Genomic DNA, 18,296 nt, shown 5'->3' on the forward strand with positions numbered 1-18,296 from the left:
CAAGCCGATACCCCAGAAAAAACAATGCCGCTCACCTTAAGTGAACGGCATTAGACCTAGGTCTCCGTTTTTTATATCCGGATTAATAGTCTAAAAGCTATAACACAAGGTCTCTAACTTGAGGGTCTTTACGCTCTAGGTAGTGAGTTGACTTTATACGTCTGATTGTTCGGCAGCGCCCCCTAATTAGAAGAGTTTCTGTGGTTGCAATGTGCCCTTGACGTGTCACGCCGTCGAGCAAATCGCCCTTTGTGATGCCAGTTGCAGAGAAGATAACATTATCACTCTTTGCCATCTCTTCCATGGTTAACACTCGATTGGCTTCCACGCCCATTTCTTTGCAGCGATTGAGCTCATCAGCGCCGTAAATGCGATTTTCTTCGTTATCGCCTTTGACATGATGGCGGGGCAGTAAACGTCCGTGCATGTCGCCATCGAGCGAGCGAATCACAGCAGCAGAAATTACCCCCTCTGGCGCGCCTCCAATACCATACATAACATCGACTTCACTCTCTGGCATGCAGGTTAAAATTGACGCTGCCACATCACCGTCGGGTATAGCAAAAACTCGCACACCCATGGCTTGCATTTGTGCGATCACTTCATCATGGCGCGGCTTGGCGAGGGTAATAACGACTAGAGTATCGAGCGTTTTATTCAGTGCTTTGGCTATGTTTTCCAGATTTTGTTTAAGAGGTTTATTTAGATCAATACAGCCTTTGGCTCCCGGACCCACAACCAATTTTTCCATATACATATCTGGGGCTTTGAGAAAGCTGCCTTTCTCTCCTGCTGCCAGCACAGCTAGAGCGTTTGATTGCCCCATTGCTGTCATTCGAGTTCCTTCAATGGGATCAACAGCAATGTCGACTTCCTCTCCCCCGATTCCGACTGTTTCGCCAATATACAGCATAGGAGCATCATCGATTTCTCCCTCACCAATCACCACTTGGCCATCAATTTCTGTTTGATTTAATAAAATACGCATTGCTTCAACGGCAGCTCCGTCGGCGGCATTTTTATCTCCGCGACCTAGCCATTTATAACCGGCCAAGGCTGCGCCTTCTGTTACTCTGGAAAATGCCATTGCTAAATCACGTTTCATAAATGCTCCAAATGAAAATTAAGCTGAGGAAAAGGGATGCTGCGCGAATTTTAGCATAGCTGGATCTGGCAAAAAACATAACAAAATCCCGATTAAGCATAGGTTTACTAAACTATCTTGAAATCACAAGTCTGGTTATGCGCTAAACTATCGGTTTTAAGACGCTGCCCCTTAATCCGCTTGAGGGCTGAGTGGGTTAGCCATAGCTTAAATATGGTGTGTTTGTGTAAACGTTTGGGATATCAAATCAGGTAACTGGATGAAACTATTTCACTTTCGACAAGTCTTTATTGCTACTGCCGTACTTTTTATTATCTTGTTCTGCTCAGCTTATTTGCTTGATGTCTATCTGGTTTTTCCATTTTTTGCTTTTTTTGCCTATAGCAGCTTAATTTGTGGATTACTTTGGGCTCTGACTTTGGCCAAAAAGAGGAGGCAGTTTATTGTTACAGCAATAGGGCTGATTTTTCTTGGCACCTTTGCCTCGGTTGATATATTGCTTGCCAGTGATGATGCGATTGAAGCCTTTATGAGATTGCCTAACCATGATATTTCGCGCGATACCTTGCGCAGTTTGACGCAAGTATTATTGGTTTTAGTGAATATTTTCACTGGCAGTTTAGCGGCTAATGTGTTGTTTCAAGGGTTATGTAAGACTATTAGATAATAGATAGACGATCGTTTAGGAAATAAGCGTTAAGGCTCTATGTTGACACCTGCATGTTTTTTAATAGGTTATTTAGATCCAAATTCATAAAAATCCGAGCAAAACTAATAAAAAATGTGCTTTGAGTCCTTCTCCGTCAGTGCATTGTCAGGGTATGCTGTTTTTTTAATCGAATGATACCAAATATACAATATAGAGCGTGTTTCTCTCTCTCTGCCTGAGTAGAATGAGGGCATAAGGTGAAGTGAAGCGCTTTACGGTAAATCGGATAATACAAGGTAGGCCAAGATGTCTTTTGAAGTACTAGAAAAATTAGAAGCGAAAATACAAACTGCAGTTGACACTATTGCTCTGTTACAAATGGAAGTCGAAGAGCTGAAAGAAGAAAAAGAAAAGCTTTCTACTGAAGCTAGTGAGCTGCGTTCAAGCCGAGAAGAAATGGAGCAAAAGGCTGAACAAATGCAGCAAGAGCATTCAGCATGGCAAGACCGCATCCGTAACTTACTCGGCAAAATGGATGAAGTCGAATAATGACGAGCATTCAGTAAAAAGGGTTGACCATGGTCAACCCTTTTTGGTTGTTTTTGTTCATTTAGTTTTGAGGTCTTACGCCTAAGGTATGGCAAAGGGCGTAAGTCATCTCTGCGCGATTGAGAGTGTAAAAGTGAAAATCTTTCACACCTTCACGGCTTAACACTCGAATCATATCTATGGCTTGGCTTGCACCTACGAGTTGTCTGGTGGTTGGGTCATCATCCAATCCTTCAAATTGCTTCGCCATCCAACTAGGCACCTTGACGTTGTTTTGCGCCGCAAAACGTGAGGCTTGTTTGAAGTTGGAAACAGGTAAGATACCAGGTACGATTTCTACGTCTATTCCCGCAGCAACGCAACGATCGCGAAAGCGTAGATAACTTTCTACATCAAAGAAAAACTGGGTGATCGCACGGTTTGCTCCTGATTCCACTTTACGTTTCAGGTTGAGTAAATCCGCCTGGGCACTTTTGGCTTCTGGATGAACTTCAGGAAATGCGGCTACCGAGATATCAAAGTCATGGCGCTGCTTGAGCAAAGTAACCAGATCGGAGGCGTACATTTCAGGTTTGCCACCACCAGGAGGAATATCACCGCGAAGGGCCACAATACTTTGAATGCCGTTGGCCCAGTAGTCTTCAGCAATACGAATAAGCTCTTCTCTAGATGCATCGATACAGGTTAAATGAGGTGCTGCCACTAAGCCAGTTTGTGCTTTGATTTCTTTAATAATGGAATGAGTACGGTCTCGCTCGCCAGAATTAGCGCCATAGGTGACGGACACAAATTTGGGCTTCAAAGTTTTTAACCGATGAACTGAGCTCCATAGTGTTTCTTCCATTTTTTCACTGCTGGGCGGAAAAAACTCAAATGACACATTGATATTGTCGGCAAGTTCAGCAATGTTCTGATTTAGGGCGTCAATGTGGCCAGCGTGTGTATATCCCATCTTACTTTCTCCGTGTGGTGTCGCATGACCACAAAAATACAAATTGTTTAAATTTACGTTTAGACGTCTATATGTCTAAATCATGTAATGAATAGGGCTTAAAGTCAACTGTACCATCATGAATTTTTCTCAAGTTTAATATTAGTCCTTTTCAACATGAGGGCTTTACGTTGCGCAATAAAAACGCAGCCAATGGCTGCGTGATAATTTAGAGTAAACTGGCCAGTAAATTGAGATCAGATTGTATGGCTCCGGCGGTAACCTCTTGCCCTGCTCCTGGGCCTCTTATCACCAGAGGGTTATCTTTATACCATCTGCTTTCTATGGCAAAAACGTTGTCGCATGGCAATAAATTGGCCAGCGCATGGTTTTTATCAAGCGCCTCAATGCCGACAGTGGCTGAGCCATCTTTTTCTAGCCGAGCGACATAGCGCAGCACTTTATCTTCACTTTGAGCCTGCTTTAGGCGCTCTGCCATCTGTTCGCTGAGTATTTGCCCTTGGTCGAGGAATGCGTCGAGTGACAAATTGGCGAGCTCTGGTGGTACTAAGCTTTCTACTTTGACTGATTCAGGTTCAAGGTCGAGCTCTGCTTCTCGAGCAAGAATAACCAGTTTTCGCATCACATCTGAACCATCGAGGTCACAGCGAGGATCCGGTTCTGTGAGTCCTTGCTGCCAAGCAAGGTCAACTAGCTCTGCAAAAGGTACACTGCCATCATACTGTTGAAATAGCCAAGAGAGTGTGCCAGAAAATATGCCTGATAATGCGTGAATATCATCGCCGCTTTGACATAGGTCTCTTACGGTATGGTTAATTGGTAGCCCAGCTCCCACAGTGGCGTTATAGAACCAATGCCGATTAATCTTGGCAAACGCGCTTTGCACTTGGTGGTAGTATTGACCAGAAGCTGAGCCAGCTACTTTATTGGCTGAGATTAGGTGCATGCCTTGTTCAGCAATGTCCACATAGCGATTGGCGAGTTGTTGACTGGCAGTGACATCCAGTACTATGACTTCATCATAACCCTGAATAGCTCCGAGCTTTTGAACCCACTCATCTCCTTGATATTCTATTGCCTCTTCTTCATAGTGGTCACTCACACTGGTCGGGTCAATACCTTTAGGGCAGAACCAGTAGTTCTGACTATCCACTACGGCGACTAACTCAAAGCTTATTCCGTGGCGCTTTACAAGCTTGCTTTTTTGTTTGGCGAACAGCTCAAGCCAACTTGACCCTATGTTCCCTTTTCCACACAGAGCGATACCTACGCGTTTTTGTGCTTGAAAGAGCTGGCTATGAATAGCCTTGACTAGGCCTGATGTTCGAGTGCTGCGTAATATAGCCACTAGGCTCAGACCTGATTGAGATTCGGCGATGAACTCAACAGGGGCCGACTTTAGCTTCTGATAAAACCCGTAACAATGGTTGGCATTTTTGGTTACACCTGCCCCAACTGCTGCAACCAAAGAAAAGCCTTCTTTGAGTTTAATTTCAGCTTCGATAGCAGCATCTTGCAGATATTCTAACGCGCCACCTACAATTTCTGAGGTGTAGGCTAAACGAAGAGTTTGTTGGTCTTCTTGGGCTTCATAGGTGAGAGGCTCAAGCTGAGCGCGTTTTAAACCGCTCAATGTCTCTTGTTTGAGCCTTTCAAAGTCATGCCCGGTTGAAAAATGAAGCTGAATGAGCAGCACTTCATCCAGCGAAGATATGATTTTAGCGCCTCGTCCAGAAGCGAGCACTCGCTCGATACGAGTTGAACCCGCTTCAGGGTCATAACTGCAGCGAAGGTGAAGATCCATCGAGCTTTGGGCGACAGGTTGCAGAGTGCGGCTATGCAGCACTGGGGCAGCTAAGCGTGCGAGCTCGTTGGCTTCATCAAGGCGAAGCAAAGGCAGCAGACAGGCATCAGAAACCAAACGAGGGTCTGCACTATATACACCGGCAACATCGCTCCATATGGTGACTTTCGAAGCTTCTGCTAAAGCACCTATGATGGTTGCTGAATAATCTGAACCATTTCGTCCGAGTAACACAGTATGGCCTTGCTCATCTTGAGCCATAAAACCAGTAATAACAATACGATGATTGATGTGCTGGGCGAGTACCTCTTTGATTAAAGGGTAGGACTCGCCTCTGTAAACCTCTGGCTGAGTTCCAGCTTGTGCGCGAAGAAATGCTCGAGAGTCTTGAGCAACTGAGGGCATTCCATTTTGACTGAGTAAGCTTGCAAGCAAGCGTGCTGGCCATGTTTCTCCATGACCAAGCACTGAAGCTCTTTGCGTGGCGCTTAAAGGCGCTATTAGCTCTCCTAGGGTGCTAAATTCATCATTTAGAGCTGAGATAAGCTCGTTTTGTAACTCGCCTTGCAGTAGATCTGTGACCAACTGGGTCTGGAACTGCCTAAGGGATTGCAGAATTTCGTGAGCGATACGGCCATCTTTGTTTAGAGCATCCAAGAACTCAATTAAGCGATTGGTTGTTTTCCCTGCTGCTGAGACGACAATGAGATCATCGGAGTTGGAATACTCTTTGAGTATCTTGGCTACTCGGCGATAGCACTCTGGATTTGCGAGACTGCTTCCGCCAAATTTATGTAATTGTCGCGACGGGTTCATTGATGCAACTCCTTGGCTTTATTAAATGCTTGTTCTAAATCGTTAATGAGGTCATCTGCATCTTCCAAGCCAACCGATAAACGCAAGAGTTGTTGTGATACCCCCGCTTTTTCAAGTGCTTCTTCGCCCATTGCTCTATGAGTCATAGAAGCGGGGTGACAAATAAGGCTCTCGACGCCTCCGAGAGATTCGGCCAGTGAGAACAATTGTAGCTCGCCAACGAAATACTTAAGCTGCTCAAAACTTGCTGAAAATTCAAAGCTGAGCATAGAGCCAAAACCAGATTGCTGTTTCTTAGCAATCTCATGGCCTGGGTGCTCTGGCAAGCTAGGGTGATAGATCTTTCCAACCAAAGACTGTGATTTTAGATAGGTTAAAATGTGGTTCGCACTGTCTTCATGTACCTTCATTCGTGCGCTGAGTGTTCGGATGCCGCGCAGTGTCATATAGCTATCAAAGGGTGTGCCTGTTGCCCCTATACAATTGCCCCACCAAGCTAGGTCTTCACTATCCTGTTCATTTTTTGTAATGATGACACCGCCAATCACATCGGAATGGCCATTAATGTATTTTGTGGTGGAATGAATCACAAAATCAGCGCCCAGCTCCAGAGGCTTTTGGAATATGGGGGTTAAAAAGGTGTTATCTACACCTACCTTTGCGCCAGCTTGATGCGCTTTCTCACAAACCTGTGCAATATCTACGACGCGCACTAGGGGGTTTGATGGTGTTTCTAAAAGGATGAGCTTGGGTTTTTGTTCAAGGGCTAAATCTAGGGCTTGAGTATCTGATTGATCAACAAAAAGAACATTGAAATCCCCTTTCTGAGCGCGGGTGTTGAACAATCGATAGGTTCCACCATAACAATCATGCGGCGCAATAATAAGATCATCTGGCCCAAGAAATGCGGAAACCCATAAATTAAGCGCTGAAGTGCCGCAATTGGTGACTACGGCACCTGCGCCAGATTCTAATTCAGAGAGAGCCTGCTCTAATAGTCCACGATTAGGGTTGCCTGAACGTGTATAGTCATATTTGGGCACCTCGCCAAAGGCGGGAAAACCAAAGTTTGTCGAGAGATAGATAGGTGGCACGACAGCATGATGCTGAGTATCTGACTCTATACCTGTACGGACTGCAATTGTGGCTGTTTTACGGCGGCTCATAAGTGTTTCCTTTCGAACAGTAGTGACCTCTTTGGAGATAACACTATACCTTTTCGTGGATGTTAGAGATATGTTATTCCAATCAACTCTTTTTACTTTACCTTGAGTTTTTTTGGACGTCAATATATCTAGACGTCTATATGTCTTTGCTTGTGGCCATAAATCCCGCTAAAATTACCTTTTGTAATTTTATACATAATCAAACATAAAGGTGCGCAATGGCAGATTGGAACGGTGAATACATAAGCCCGTATGCTGAACATGGGAAGAAAAGTGAGCAAGTAAAAAAGATAACAGTCTCTATCCCACTGAAAGTACTAAAGGTATTAACCGATGAACGTACCCGTCGTCAAATTAATAACCTGCGCCATGCGACCAATAGTGAGCTGCTTTGTGAGGCTTTCTTGCATGCCTATACCGGTCAGCCGCTACCAACGGATGAAGACTTAAGAAAAGATCGCCCTGATGATATTCCAGCTGAAGTGAAAAAATTGATGACTGAGATGGGCATCGCTTTTGAATCTTATGATGAAGACTAGCCAGATTGAGATTTTGCTTTCCAAAGTCCAGTTGAACAATTGCGCGATAAATTGATAGCCATCTGTTTATTATGCTTTGAATAGAAAAAAACCGCTGACTGAGAAGTCAGCGGTTTTTTCATAGAAGCAGAAGCCTTTTACGATTGCATATAGTTTTCAGGCATATCGATACGAGCAACACCTGATTCTACAGCGGCATTAGCGACTGCTTTGGCGACTCTTGGTAACAGGCGAGGGTCCATCGGCTTAGGTATAATATACTCTGGTCCAAACTCAAGTTTATCGACTCCAGCCGCTTTTAATACCTCAGCTGGCACGGCTTCTTTAGCTAGATCTCGGATAGCCTCTACCGCAGCCAGTTTCATTGCGTCGTTAATCTCACTCGCTCTCACATCTAATGCGCCGCGGAAAATAAATGGAAAACACAGCACATTGTTGACTTGGTTCGGGTAGTCGCTGCGTCCGGTTCCCATGATGAGATCATTGCGCACTTGATGGGCAAGCTCGGGTTTGATTTCAGGATCTGGGTTGGAACAGGCAAATACAATCGGCTTGTCTGCCATTAACTTCAGTGCTTCTGGATCAAGTAAGTTAGGCCCAGAAACCCCAAGGAAGAGATCCGCACCTTCAATCACATCTTCTAAAGTACGTTTGTCTGTGTTGTTGGCAAACAACTGTTTGTATTGGTTAAGATCATCACGACGAGTATGAATTACTCCTTTGCGATCCAGCATGTAAATCTTTTCTCGCATAGCGCCGCACTTTATCAAAAGTTCCATACATGCAACGGCAGCAGCACCTGCACCTAAACAAACAATGATAGCGTCTTCGAGTTTCTTTCCTTGTAACTCAATGGCGTTGAGCATACCTGCAGCGGTAACAATCGCGGTGCCATGTTGGTCGTCATGGAAAACAGGTACATCACAGCGCTCAATAAGCTGTTTCTCGATTTCAAAGCAATCGGGAGCTTTGATGTCTTCTAAGTTAATACCACCGAAGGTATCTGCTATGTTGGCAACAGTATCTACGAATTCTTCAATAGTGCGATGTTTCACTTCGATATCTATTGAATCTAAACCTGCAAAGCGCTTAAACAATAACGCTTTCCCTTCCATGACAGGTTTTGAAGCTAGAGGCCCCAAGTTACCAAGGCCTAAAATTGCAGTACCGTTTGAAATGACAGCAACCATATTGCCTTTTGCTGTGTACTTGTAGGCATTATCGGCATTTTGTGCAATTTCACGTACAGGCTCGGCAACGCCAGGACTATAGGCGAGCGATAGGTCGCCTGCTGTTTCTGCTGGTTTGGATAGTTCTACAGAAATTTTACCCGCTGTTGGGTAGGCATGGTAATCCAAGGCTTGCTGACGAAATTGCTCTTCAGGGGAAAGTTCTTGGCTGTTGTCATCGGACATGGGGGTAGATACTCATTTAATAATAATTTAGATAGGGGAAAATCATTCTAGATTAAGTCAGTCAAGCTGCAAAGGCGAGAGAGCAGGCTAAAGTAACAAATCTGGTTAAATGATAGGAGATAAGACCAGATAGTGAGAGATAGCTCAACCGAATGACAATATACAATTGCTATCGAATTCGCCTATGACGGCAAACAAAAAAGGACGCCACAGCGTCCTTTTTCACTTCTAAGAAAAAATTACTTCTTAGAAGCAAGTGCACCAAAGCGCTTGTTGAAGCGATCAACACGGCCACCAGTATCAACGATACGCTGCTTACCAGTGTAGAATGGGTGACATTTGTCACATACATCTAAGTGGATTGACTCTTTAGTTAGAGTTGAGTTGAACTCAAAAGAGTTACCGCAAGAACAAGTTGCTTTAACTGCTTTGTATTCTGGGTGGATACCAACTTTCATGGAAAACCTCTAAATATAGGCCGTGTCGCTATCCGATGCTAAGCCGGACACCACACGTAAGTTAATAAAATTTCACTTTGGATACCGCTTGACCATACAAGCCATATCACTAAGGCGCGACATTCTAATCAATAGCCGATCTATGATCAACCTATTTACGTGTAACAATGCTACTTTTTTAACCGCTGACTAGCAGGGCTTTAATCAAGTCACTGTGTTTCTTTCCCGTCAGGCAGTTTTCACTTAGACTGTTCAAGTTTCTTACTTTTGTATTTCTTCTCTATGCGACCAACGATTGCCCGGGTGGCTTTGCCTGTCCCTATTGATAAGCAGTTTGACTATCAGATCCCTTCTGGTGTAAATCCAGTAGTTGGTGGCAGAGTATCAGTGCCGTTTGGCCCCAAGACAATGGTTGGCTTGGTCACGGAATTGGACCAAAAATCTGACTTCGATTTTGACAAGCTTAAAACGATCAAACATGTCTTGGATACTGAGCCTGTTTGGCACGATAACCTATACGAACTTCTTGTTTGGTGCAGTCAGTTTTATCAGTACCCGCTGGGAGAGACATTATTTAATGCTTTACCTGCCCAATTACGTAAAGGAAAGCTGGCTGCCTTTACCCCATTGATTGAGTGGCACATAACTTTGGAAGGTCGTGAACAACTTAGCCGTGGTTTTGGGCGTGCTGTTCGACATGCTCAGGTGATGCAAACCCTTTCCTGTGGCCCTACTTTTCATCAAGATTTAATTGATCAGAACATCACTTCCGGCGTTTTACAAAAGTTAGAGCAAAAGGGATGGATTGAATCGGCCGAATGTATACCAAGGGTTAATTTGCCCGATAATGTTGAAGCGCAAGTTGACAAGCCAAAACTCAACCAAGAGCAAGCTATTGCTATTGCTACCGTAAATAATCACCAAGGTTTTGGCTGCTTTTTGCTTGAGGGGGTGACGGGTTCAGGTAAAACAGAAGTTTACCTTAACCTTATAAAGCAGGTGCTTGAAGCTGGCAAGCAGGCGTTGGTTTTAGTGCCGGAAATTGGCCTAACGCCACAAACCATTAAGCGTTTTAGGAAGCGTTTTAATCTTCCTGTTGAGGTGATTCACTCAGGCTTAAACGATAATGAGAGGTTAAACGCGTGGTTAAGTGCGAGAGATAAAGTGGCGGGAATTGTTATCGGTACTCGCTCAGCTTTGATGACTCCTTTTGCTGATCTTGGCATTATTATCGTTGATGAAGAGCATGACGTTTCCTACAAGCAGCAGGACAGCCTACGCTACCATGCGCGTGATGTTGCTGTTATGCGAGCGAGTAAAGAGAATATTCCCATTGTACTAGGCTCAGCGACTCCAGCTTTAGAGACCTTGTACAATGCATTGTCTGGTAAATACCATCATTTGATCTTGTCGGCGCGAGCGGGAAAATCTTTGCCTACGGTGAATAAAGTCATCGATGTTAAAGGTCAATACTTAGAGAGCGGCCTTTCTGCTGCTTTGATTGCTGACATGCGAAGACATCTTGAATCAGGCAATCAGGTGATGCTCTTTCTTAATCGCCGGGGTTATTCTCCTGCATTGATGTGCCATGACTGTGGTTGGATAGCAGAGTGTAAAAGGTGTGATGCTTATTATACCTATCATCAATCGACCAATGAAGTTCGTTGTCACCACTGTGGATCTCAGCAAGCAACAATCAGGCAATGCCCCAATTGCTGCTCTTCCCAGCTAGTAACAGTAGGAGTGGGTACTGAGCAGTTGGAAGAGTTGCTGTTGACTCTTTTTCCTGACTTTAAAACTATACGTATTGATCGCGATAGCACTCGGCGTAAAGGGAGCTTAGAAGCGGCCTTAAGCTCAATTAGTAAAAACGAATTTCAGATTCTTATTGGTACTCAAATGCTGGCTAAGGGACACCATTTTCCTGATGTGACACTGGTTGCTTTACTTGATGTTGATGGCTCTTTGTATAGCAGTGATTTCAGAGCGCCTGAAAGATTGGCTCAACTCTTCATTCAAGTTGCGGGACGGGCAGGGCGAGCTAGCAAACAAGGAGAGGTGATCCTTCAGACTCATCACCCTGAGCACAGCTTACTGCAAACCTTACTTACCAAAGGCTATCGGTATTTTGCTGAATCAGCACTGCAAGAACGAAAGGGCTCAAATTTGCCTCCCTATTCGTTTTTAACTTTATTTCGCGCTGAGGCGAACCAAGCCCAGCTGGTTGAAGATTTTTTACGTCAGGTTCGTTTTACGCTCGAAGTGCATCCTCTTTTTAAGGAGCATTGTCATATTCTTGGGCCAACTCCAGCACCGCAGGCTAAGAGGGCAGGGAAACATCGCTGGCAATTAATGCTGCAGACAGTAAGCCGCCCAATCATGCAAAAACTACTTCTCAGTGCAAGGCCTGCTATCCAGATGTTGCCAACTTCGAAAAAAGTGCGTTGGTCGATTGATATTGAGCCACAAGACTTAAGCTGATTTCAGCTTTTTCATTTAATTGTGATTCATATCTCGAAGATAGTCTGATTTTTGTTAATCACCCCGTAATATTCTGCGCTGAAATGAATAAACTATGAATTGATTTGAATGATTTATTTTAATGATACGCGATAGATAAACGATTTGTCTGGAGGATGGTCGTTTTGGTGGAGGGCAGTCCATCTCTATCGATTTAGGTAGCAAAATCGCTACCATGTTTGGAAAATAAAGAGGGTAATAAATCTATGGCGACAATGAAGGATGTTGCTCAGCTGGCTGGCGTTTCAACGGCGACTGTGTCGCGGGCGCTAATGAATCCGGAAAAAGTATCTTCAGCCACAAGGAAGCGAGTCGAGGATGCAGTGTTAGAGGCAGGTTATTCACCTAATTCTCTGGCACGTAATTTACGTAGAAATGAATCTAAAACCATCATCGCTATTATTCCTGACATCTGTGATCCTTATTATACCGAGATTATTCGAGGTATTGAGGATGCGGCTGTTGAGCATGGATATATAGTGTTGCTCGGTGACAGTGGACAACAGAAAAAACGAGAAAGTTCTTTTGTTAACTTAGTTTTTACCAAGCAAGCTGATGGTATGTTATTGCTTGGTACCGATTTGCCTTTTGATGTGAGCAAACCAGAGCAAAAGAACTTGCCACCTATGGTCATGGCATGTGAATTTGCCCCTGAACTTGAGCTACCAACCGTACATATTGATAATCTTACTTCAGCTTTTGAAGCTGTGAATTATTTGACCCAAATGGGCCATAAACGTATTGCTCAGGTCTCTGGACCAGAGTCGGCTGTATTGTGTCAGTTTCGTCATCAAGGGTACCAACAGGCACTTCGCCGCGCTGGGATCACAATGAATCCAAACTATTGTATTCAAGGTCGCTTCTCTTTCGAAGATGGCTCTAAGGCAGTCAGACAACTACTGTCACTTCCTGAGCCGCCGACGGCTATTTTTTGTCATAACGATGCGATGGCAATAGGAGCGATTCAAGAAGCTAAGAAGTTAGGCTTACGTGTTCCTCAAGATTTGTCTGTAGTGGGTTTTGATGATATTCATTTTGCACAATATTGCGATCCACCATTAACGACGATTTCACAGCCACGTTATGAGATAGGCCGTCAAGCTATGTTGATGATGTTGGATCTCTTGCGTGGTCACGATGTTCGTGCGGGCTCACGTCTACTTGAGACTCAATTAGTTGTGAGAGACAGTGTCGCACCGCCAAGAAGTTGCTAGAGAGCAATGGTTACATACACCGTTAGCATAGGTGCTTATTCTAACTGTGTATTCACATTGTCTAAATAATTTATCTTATCAATGGGCGATGCATTTTGATGTGTCGCTTCCATTTCCTCCCTGTCATCGTGGGACAATCTGGATTACCATAGCGATAGAGGTAACAGACATTGATTTACAGCAGTGGCAAATAGAGATTACGTAAAACGCGGTCGCGGTAATAGCGGTAAAAAAACAACGCCCAAGAAAAAGAGCTCAGGGAAACCATGGCGAAGTGGTCTACTTGCTGTGACTTTGGCAGGCATCTTTGGCTATGGGCTCTATACATTGAGTAATGACCCAGAACCCCCTCAACCTGTCGTTAAGCAGACTAAGCCTAAACCCAAACCTAAGAAAGTGTTACCAGCCCCCCCAGAGGAGAAGTGGGATTACGTTGAATCCCTGCCTAATCGTGAAATTGAAGTAACGGCAAAAGAGCAAGTGGTGTCTGAGATCCCCTACATAATGCAGTGCGGGGCTTACACTAATGCATCGCAGGCAGAAGCTCGTAAGCTCGATATCGCGTTCCAAGGCATCAATAGCAAAATACGTAAGAAAGAAGGCAGTAAATGGTATCGAGTTGTTCTTGGTCCATATAAATCAAAAAGAGATGCTGAAAGAGATAAACACAAGCTGCAACGCGCAAAAATTGAACCCTGCGCTATTTGGAAAGACTCTCAGTAATTTATGTTTTCTGTCATTATCTTTTGTTGCTTTGTTTGACAATACAACCTTAAGTTATTAAAGGATATTGTCGATAGGTTGAGTGCTTGTTATCTAACAAACCTAGGGTTGAGTTATGGTCCAAAATTGGACTCATATTATCGAAGGATGGACACTTTTCCCTTGAATTTATCATTTAATAACCTCATATATTGTCTAACATTGAAATTAAAATAATTATGAGGCCCACTCGTGACTACTATTGTATCTGTACGTCGAAATAATAAAGTCGTCATCGCAGGCGATGGACAGGTATCTCTGGGTAACACTGTAATGAAAGGAAACGCACGTAAAGTTCGTCGCCTATATAATAATAAAGTGTTGGCTGGTTTTGCTGGTGGTACCGCCGATGCGTTTACTCTTTTTGAGCGCTTTGAAAGCAAATTACAAATGCACCAAGGCCACTTGACCAAAGCTGCAGTTGAACTGGCAAAAGATTGGCGCAGCGATCGAGCACTTAGAAAGTTGGAAGCTTTATTGGCGGTAGCGGACGAAACCGCTTCTCTGATTATTACGGGAAATGGTGATGTCGTTCAGCCAGAAAATGATCTGATTGCAATAGGTTCAGGTGGTAATTTTGCTCAAGCTGCTGCAACAGCATTACTAGAAAACACAGAGCTGGATGCGCGTGAAATTGCAGAGAAGTCGCTAACAATTGCAGGTGACATCTGTGTGTTCACCAACCAGCATCACACTATCGAAGAACTAGAAACTCCAGAAGCTAAAGCTGAATAAATAAAGATAGTGGTTATAGAATTAAAGGAATTGGATTATGTCTGAAATGACCCCTCGCGAAATCGTTCACGAACTGAATCGCCATATTATCGGCCAAGACAAAGCTAAACGTTCAGTTGCAATCGCTCTGCGTAATCGCTGGAGAAGAATGCAATTAGAAGAAAGTCTGCGCGTTGAGGTGACACCTAAGAATATTCTTATGATTGGTCCAACAGGTGTAGGTAAAACGGAAATTGCGCGTCGTCTTGCTAAATTAGCTAACGCTCCTTTTATTAAAGTTGAAGCGACCAAGTTCACTGAGGTTGGCTATGTTGGTAAAGAAGTTGAAACCATCATTCGTGATCTAACCGATGTAGCGATAAAGATGACTCATCAACAAGCGATGGAAAAGGTTAAATTCCGCGCTGAAGAGCAAGCTGAAGAGCGAATTCTTGATGCTCTTTTACCTCCAGCACGCGATGCTTGGGGACAAAATGAGCAAACAGAGGAAAGTTCTAATACTCGTCAGACTTTTCGTAAGAAATTGCGTGAAGGTAAGTTAGATGACAAAGAGATTGAAGTTGATGTGGCTGCGCCGCAGATGGGAGTGGAAATTATGGCTCCTCCTGGAATGGAAGAAATGACAAACCAGCTTCAAGGTATGTTCCAAAATTTGGCTGGTGATACTAAGAAAAAGCGCAAGCTAAAAATTAAAGACGCCTTTAAGACGCTGACTGAAGAAGAAGCGGCCAAATTGGTGAATCAGGAAGAGCTTAAAGAGCAGGCCATTTTTAACGTTGAGAACAATGGCATAGTATTCATTGATGAGATCGACAAAATTTGTAAACGCGGTGAAAGTTCTGGTCCGGATGTATCTCGTGAAGGTGTTCAAAGAGACTTGCTACCATTAATTGAAGGCAGTACGGTTTCCACTAAGCATGGTATGGTGAAGACGGATCATATTTTGTTTGTTGCCTCAGGTGCATTCCAAGTGGCTAAGCCTTCAGATTTAATCCCAGAGCTGCAAGGTCGCTTACCTATCCGTGTTGAGCTTGAAGCATTGTCTAGTGATGACTTCAAACGTATTCTTACTGAGCCGAAAGCGTCACTAACGGAGCAGTACGTGGCATTGATGAAAACCGAGCAAGTGGACATTGAGTTTACTCAAGATGGCATCGCTCAAATTGCTGAAGCTGCTTGGACGGTGAATGAAACGACGGAAAATATTGGTGCTCGCCGTTTGCATACCGTGATGGAGCGCTTAATGGATGAAATTTCTTTTGAAGCAACGGATAAAGCTGGTTCAAAGATGACCATTGATGCGCAATACGTAAAAGAAAAGCTAGGCGATACCATAGAAGATGAAGATCTGAGCCGTTTTATCCTCTAGCCTATCTACGCAGCCTTTATTCGCGAGTAAAGCCGATCACAAGATCGGCTTTTTCTTTTCCTGTCTCTTTTGATAAAAGTTGCTCTGACTCTCAGAGCTGCTCTCTGACATTTCTTTATCTATGCACCTATATGGTGAATCGCTATAGTGGATTGATATTCATAGTGTAAGGAAACCGTATGTCGCCTTTAGAATCTCACTACCCACTTGATGATTTTATCGAATTTCCGGCTGAGGAAATGTCTGCTCGCGCTAAGAAAAATTATCAGCAGCTAAAACGTCGCCACTCAATTCGTAAATTTTCAGACCGGCCTGTTGCTAAAGACATTATCGAAAACTGTATACGCGCCGCAGGGACGGCTCCAAGTGGTGCGAATCACCAGCCATGGCATTTTGTTGCGATTAACAGCGGTCAAGTGAAAGGGCAGATTAGACAAGCTGCAGAAGAGTTAGAGCGAACGTTTTATCAAGGACGAGCAGGTCAAGAGTGGCTAGATGCATTAAAACCATTAGGTACTGATGCAGATAAGCCATATTTGGAGAAGGCGCCTTGGCTAATCGCTGTATTTTCGAAGAAAAAAGGTGGGTTGGCTAATGATGGTGAGCAGGCGAACTACTATGTGCATGAATCTGTAGGGATTGCGACTGGCTTCCTGCTTCAAGCGTTACATAATGCAGGGCTGGCAACGCTAACTCATACTCCTAAGCCCATGAGCTTTTTGACTGGTATATGCGGTCGCGATCCAGATGTTGATAGACCCTATATGTTAATAGTGACGGGTTATCCAGACAAAGACGCCACTATACCAGAGCATGCATTAAACAAAAAAGCGCTCGAAGACATCGCGACTTTTATTGATTAAGAGTATTGAGAATAAATTCGTTCGTCTTTGCACCCCATGTATAAGGGGTGCAAGTCTATATTCTGGCTACAGCATTATGATAAATATCACTGCCAAGGCTGAGATTAACCCTGCAAAGGCGTAACAGGCTACTTTACCAGTCAATCCAGCATGGATCTTGAGATCATGCATGCCATGATGAATACGATGCATCGCGTGCCACATGGGTAGAGCCAAAGTGGCGATGATAAATAATCCGCCTATCAAGCTGCTACCCAAGTCTTTGACGCGTTGATAATCTAATGCTTCTGAATCAACGACTCCCATGGGAATCAAGATTCCCAATACAAGAATGGTTACTGGAGTCACCATAGCAAACCATGTTCCTCCAGCGCCAAACAAGCTCCACCAGATTGGTTCATCAGAACGTTTAGGAGCGGTATTTACTGAAAAATTCGGCTTCATAGTCATGGCTCCTTAGATCACAATAAGTACAGTTAGGGAAATAAATATCACGGCTGTCCACTGAGCCATTATGATAAGCTTTTTGTCGATCAGCTTGCCGTTGAGCCGAATAGGCACCACTTGAGGCATCATGCTAAAGAAGGTTTGTGCATGAAAAAGGCTGCCGATTAACGCAACGATATTAATCAAAATAACAACAGGATTGGCCATAAACTCAAGCCACGCTTGCCATGCTTCAGGGCCTTTCACCAGCGAGCCTAAGCCAATCAGCAGAAAAATAGTAAATAAAACTAAGGGCAAAACGGTTGCTTCTCTCAACATATAGAAGCGGTAGAAAGGATGACTTTTCCACCAAGTTGGGGTCATTTCTCGGACATAAGGTTTTCGATTACTCATCCTCAGGCCTCCTTCGCTGTTAATTTGCCGTCGGGCTTAAGCATTGCAATAACAAAATCCATCGATGATTCGACCTTGCCTTGGTTGACTGCGGCCGCAGGATCGACGTTTTTGGGACATACTTCAGAGCAATAACCGACAAAAGTACATCCCCAAGCTCCGTTAGCACCATTAATCATCGCCATACGCTGCTCTTTACCATTGTCTCGGCTATCTAGGTTATAGCGATGAGCTAAAGTGAGCGCAGCAGGCCCGATAAACTCTGGATTGAGGCCAAATTGAGGACAGGCCGCGTAACATAATCCGCAGTTAATACATCCGGCAAACTGTTTATATTTGGCCATTTGCTCTGGGGTTTGTCTATTGGTTCCGTCTTCAGGTTTGAGGTCATTACCTATGATATAAGGTTTTATTGCTTCGAGTCGCTCGATAAAAGGCGTCATATCGACGATCAAATCTTTTTCAATTGGGAAATTAGCCAATGGTTCGTAAGCTGGCGGTGAGCCCCATTTAACTGAAAGCTGGCACCGACTAAAAATA

At 44.1% G+C, this 18,296-nt stretch carries 18 protein-coding genes; 9 read left to right on the plus strand and 9 right to left on the minus strand.

Annotated features, from left to right (window positions below; translation table 11 throughout):
- Positions 1-97 precede the first annotated feature (97 nt).
- Positions 98-1,105, minus strand: coding sequence for a class II fructose-bisphosphatase (gene glpX, locus AAFM34_RS16730; RefSeq protein WP_341664741.1), 1,008 nt, complete (start codon positions 1,103-1,105; stop codon positions 98-100).
- Between the two features lie 259 nt (positions 1,106-1,364).
- Between glpX and AAFM34_RS16735 the strand changes: the two genes are divergently transcribed.
- Together AAFM34_RS16735 and zapB are read left to right on the plus strand one after the other, a co-directional pair.
- Positions 1,365-1,772 carry a hypothetical protein gene (locus tag AAFM34_RS16735; RefSeq protein ID WP_341664743.1) on the plus strand — a complete coding sequence of 136 codons (408 nt, stop codon included), beginning with the start codon at positions 1,365-1,367 and terminating at the stop codon, positions 1,770-1,772.
- 288 nt (positions 1,773-2,060) lie between these two features.
- A complete protein-coding gene (gene zapB, locus AAFM34_RS16740; protein WP_114785964.1) occupies positions 2,061-2,303 on the plus strand; it encodes a cell division protein ZapB in 243 nt (80 codons plus the stop codon).
- A 61-nt stretch (positions 2,304-2,364) separates the two neighbouring features.
- Here zapB and metF read toward each other — a convergent pair whose 3' ends face one another.
- From metF to AAFM34_RS16755, 3 genes are all read right to left on the minus strand, one after another.
- On the minus strand, positions 2,365-3,255 hold the full coding sequence (gene metF, locus AAFM34_RS16745; RefSeq protein WP_341664746.1) for a methylenetetrahydrofolate reductase: 891 nt from the start codon (positions 3,253-3,255) through the stop codon (positions 2,365-2,367).
- A gap of 208 nt (positions 3,256-3,463) precedes the next feature.
- A complete protein-coding gene (locus AAFM34_RS16750; RefSeq protein ID WP_341664748.1) occupies positions 3,464-5,875 on the minus strand; it encodes a bifunctional aspartate kinase/homoserine dehydrogenase II in 2,412 nt (803 codons plus the stop codon).
- A complete protein-coding gene (locus AAFM34_RS16755; protein WP_341664750.1) occupies positions 5,872-7,041 on the minus strand; it encodes an O-succinylhomoserine (thiol)-lyase in 1,170 nt (389 codons plus the stop codon). Before AAFM34_RS16755 ends, AAFM34_RS16750 begins: the two co-directional genes overlap by 4 nt.
- 218 nt (positions 7,042-7,259) lie before the next feature.
- Between AAFM34_RS16755 and metJ the strand changes: the two genes are divergently transcribed.
- On the plus strand, positions 7,260-7,580 hold the full coding sequence (metJ, locus tag AAFM34_RS16760) for a met regulon transcriptional regulator MetJ (RefSeq protein ID WP_152429345.1): 321 nt from the start codon (positions 7,260-7,262) through the stop codon (positions 7,578-7,580).
- A gap of 137 nt (positions 7,581-7,717) precedes the next feature.
- Here metJ and AAFM34_RS16765 read toward each other — a convergent pair whose 3' ends face one another.
- Together AAFM34_RS16765 and rpmE are read right to left on the minus strand one after the other, a co-directional pair.
- The gene (locus tag AAFM34_RS16765) at positions 7,718-8,995 is read right to left on the minus strand and encodes a malic enzyme-like NAD(P)-binding protein (protein ID WP_341664752.1); all 1,278 of its coding nucleotides are present in this window, start codon (positions 8,993-8,995) and stop codon (positions 7,718-7,720) included.
- Positions 8,996-9,234: 239 nt separating this feature from the next.
- Positions 9,235-9,453: a 50S ribosomal protein L31 gene (gene rpmE, locus AAFM34_RS16770; RefSeq protein ID WP_114785970.1), complete on the minus strand. Its 219-nt coding sequence runs from the start codon at positions 9,451-9,453 to the stop codon at positions 9,235-9,237.
- Between the two features lie 282 nt (positions 9,454-9,735).
- On the opposite strand from rpmE, the gene priA reads away from it, so the two are divergent.
- From priA to AAFM34_RS16800, 6 genes are all read left to right on the plus strand, one after another.
- A complete protein-coding gene (gene priA / locus AAFM34_RS16775) occupies positions 9,736-11,934 on the plus strand; it encodes a primosomal protein N' (protein WP_341664755.1) in 2,199 nt (732 codons plus the stop codon).
- A gap of 245 nt (positions 11,935-12,179) precedes the next feature.
- Complete coding sequence (cytR, locus tag AAFM34_RS16780) at positions 12,180-13,187, plus strand: DNA-binding transcriptional regulator CytR (protein ID WP_160931551.1); 1,008 nt, start codon at positions 12,180-12,182, stop codon at positions 13,185-13,187.
- 183 nt (positions 13,188-13,370) lie between these two features.
- On the plus strand, positions 13,371-13,910 hold the full coding sequence (locus tag AAFM34_RS16785) for an SPOR domain-containing protein (RefSeq protein ID WP_341664757.1): 540 nt from the start codon (positions 13,371-13,373) through the stop codon (positions 13,908-13,910).
- Between the two features lie 231 nt (positions 13,911-14,141).
- On the plus strand, positions 14,142-14,684 hold the full coding sequence (gene hslV / locus AAFM34_RS16790; protein WP_341664759.1) for an ATP-dependent protease subunit HslV: 543 nt from the start codon (positions 14,142-14,144) through the stop codon (positions 14,682-14,684).
- Positions 14,685-14,721: 37 nt separating this feature from the next.
- Complete coding sequence (gene hslU, locus AAFM34_RS16795) at positions 14,722-16,053, plus strand: HslU--HslV peptidase ATPase subunit (RefSeq protein ID WP_160931545.1); 1,332 nt, start codon at positions 14,722-14,724, stop codon at positions 16,051-16,053.
- Positions 16,054-16,232: 179 nt separating this feature from the next.
- On the plus strand, positions 16,233-16,916 hold the full coding sequence (locus tag AAFM34_RS16800; protein ID WP_341664762.1) for a nitroreductase family protein: 684 nt from the start codon (positions 16,233-16,235) through the stop codon (positions 16,914-16,916).
- 66 nt (positions 16,917-16,982) lie between these two features.
- Here AAFM34_RS16800 and frdD read toward each other — a convergent pair whose 3' ends face one another.
- From frdD to AAFM34_RS16815, 3 genes are all read right to left on the minus strand, one after another.
- On the minus strand, positions 16,983-17,360 hold the full coding sequence (gene frdD / locus AAFM34_RS16805) for a fumarate reductase subunit FrdD (protein WP_341664764.1): 378 nt from the start codon (positions 17,358-17,360) through the stop codon (positions 16,983-16,985).
- 12 nt (positions 17,361-17,372) lie between these two features.
- A complete protein-coding gene (gene frdC / locus AAFM34_RS16810; protein WP_341664766.1) occupies positions 17,373-17,756 on the minus strand; it encodes a fumarate reductase subunit FrdC in 384 nt (127 codons plus the stop codon).
- Positions 17,757-17,758: 2 nt separating this feature from the next.
- A partial coding sequence (locus AAFM34_RS16815) for a 4Fe-4S dicluster domain-containing protein (RefSeq protein ID WP_341664768.1) occupies positions 17,759-18,296 on the minus strand: 538 nt, incomplete at its 5' end.

This window comes from Vibrio sp., assembly GCF_038138445.1.
Taxonomy (GTDB): domain Bacteria; phylum Pseudomonadota; class Gammaproteobacteria; order Enterobacterales; family Vibrionaceae; genus Vibrio.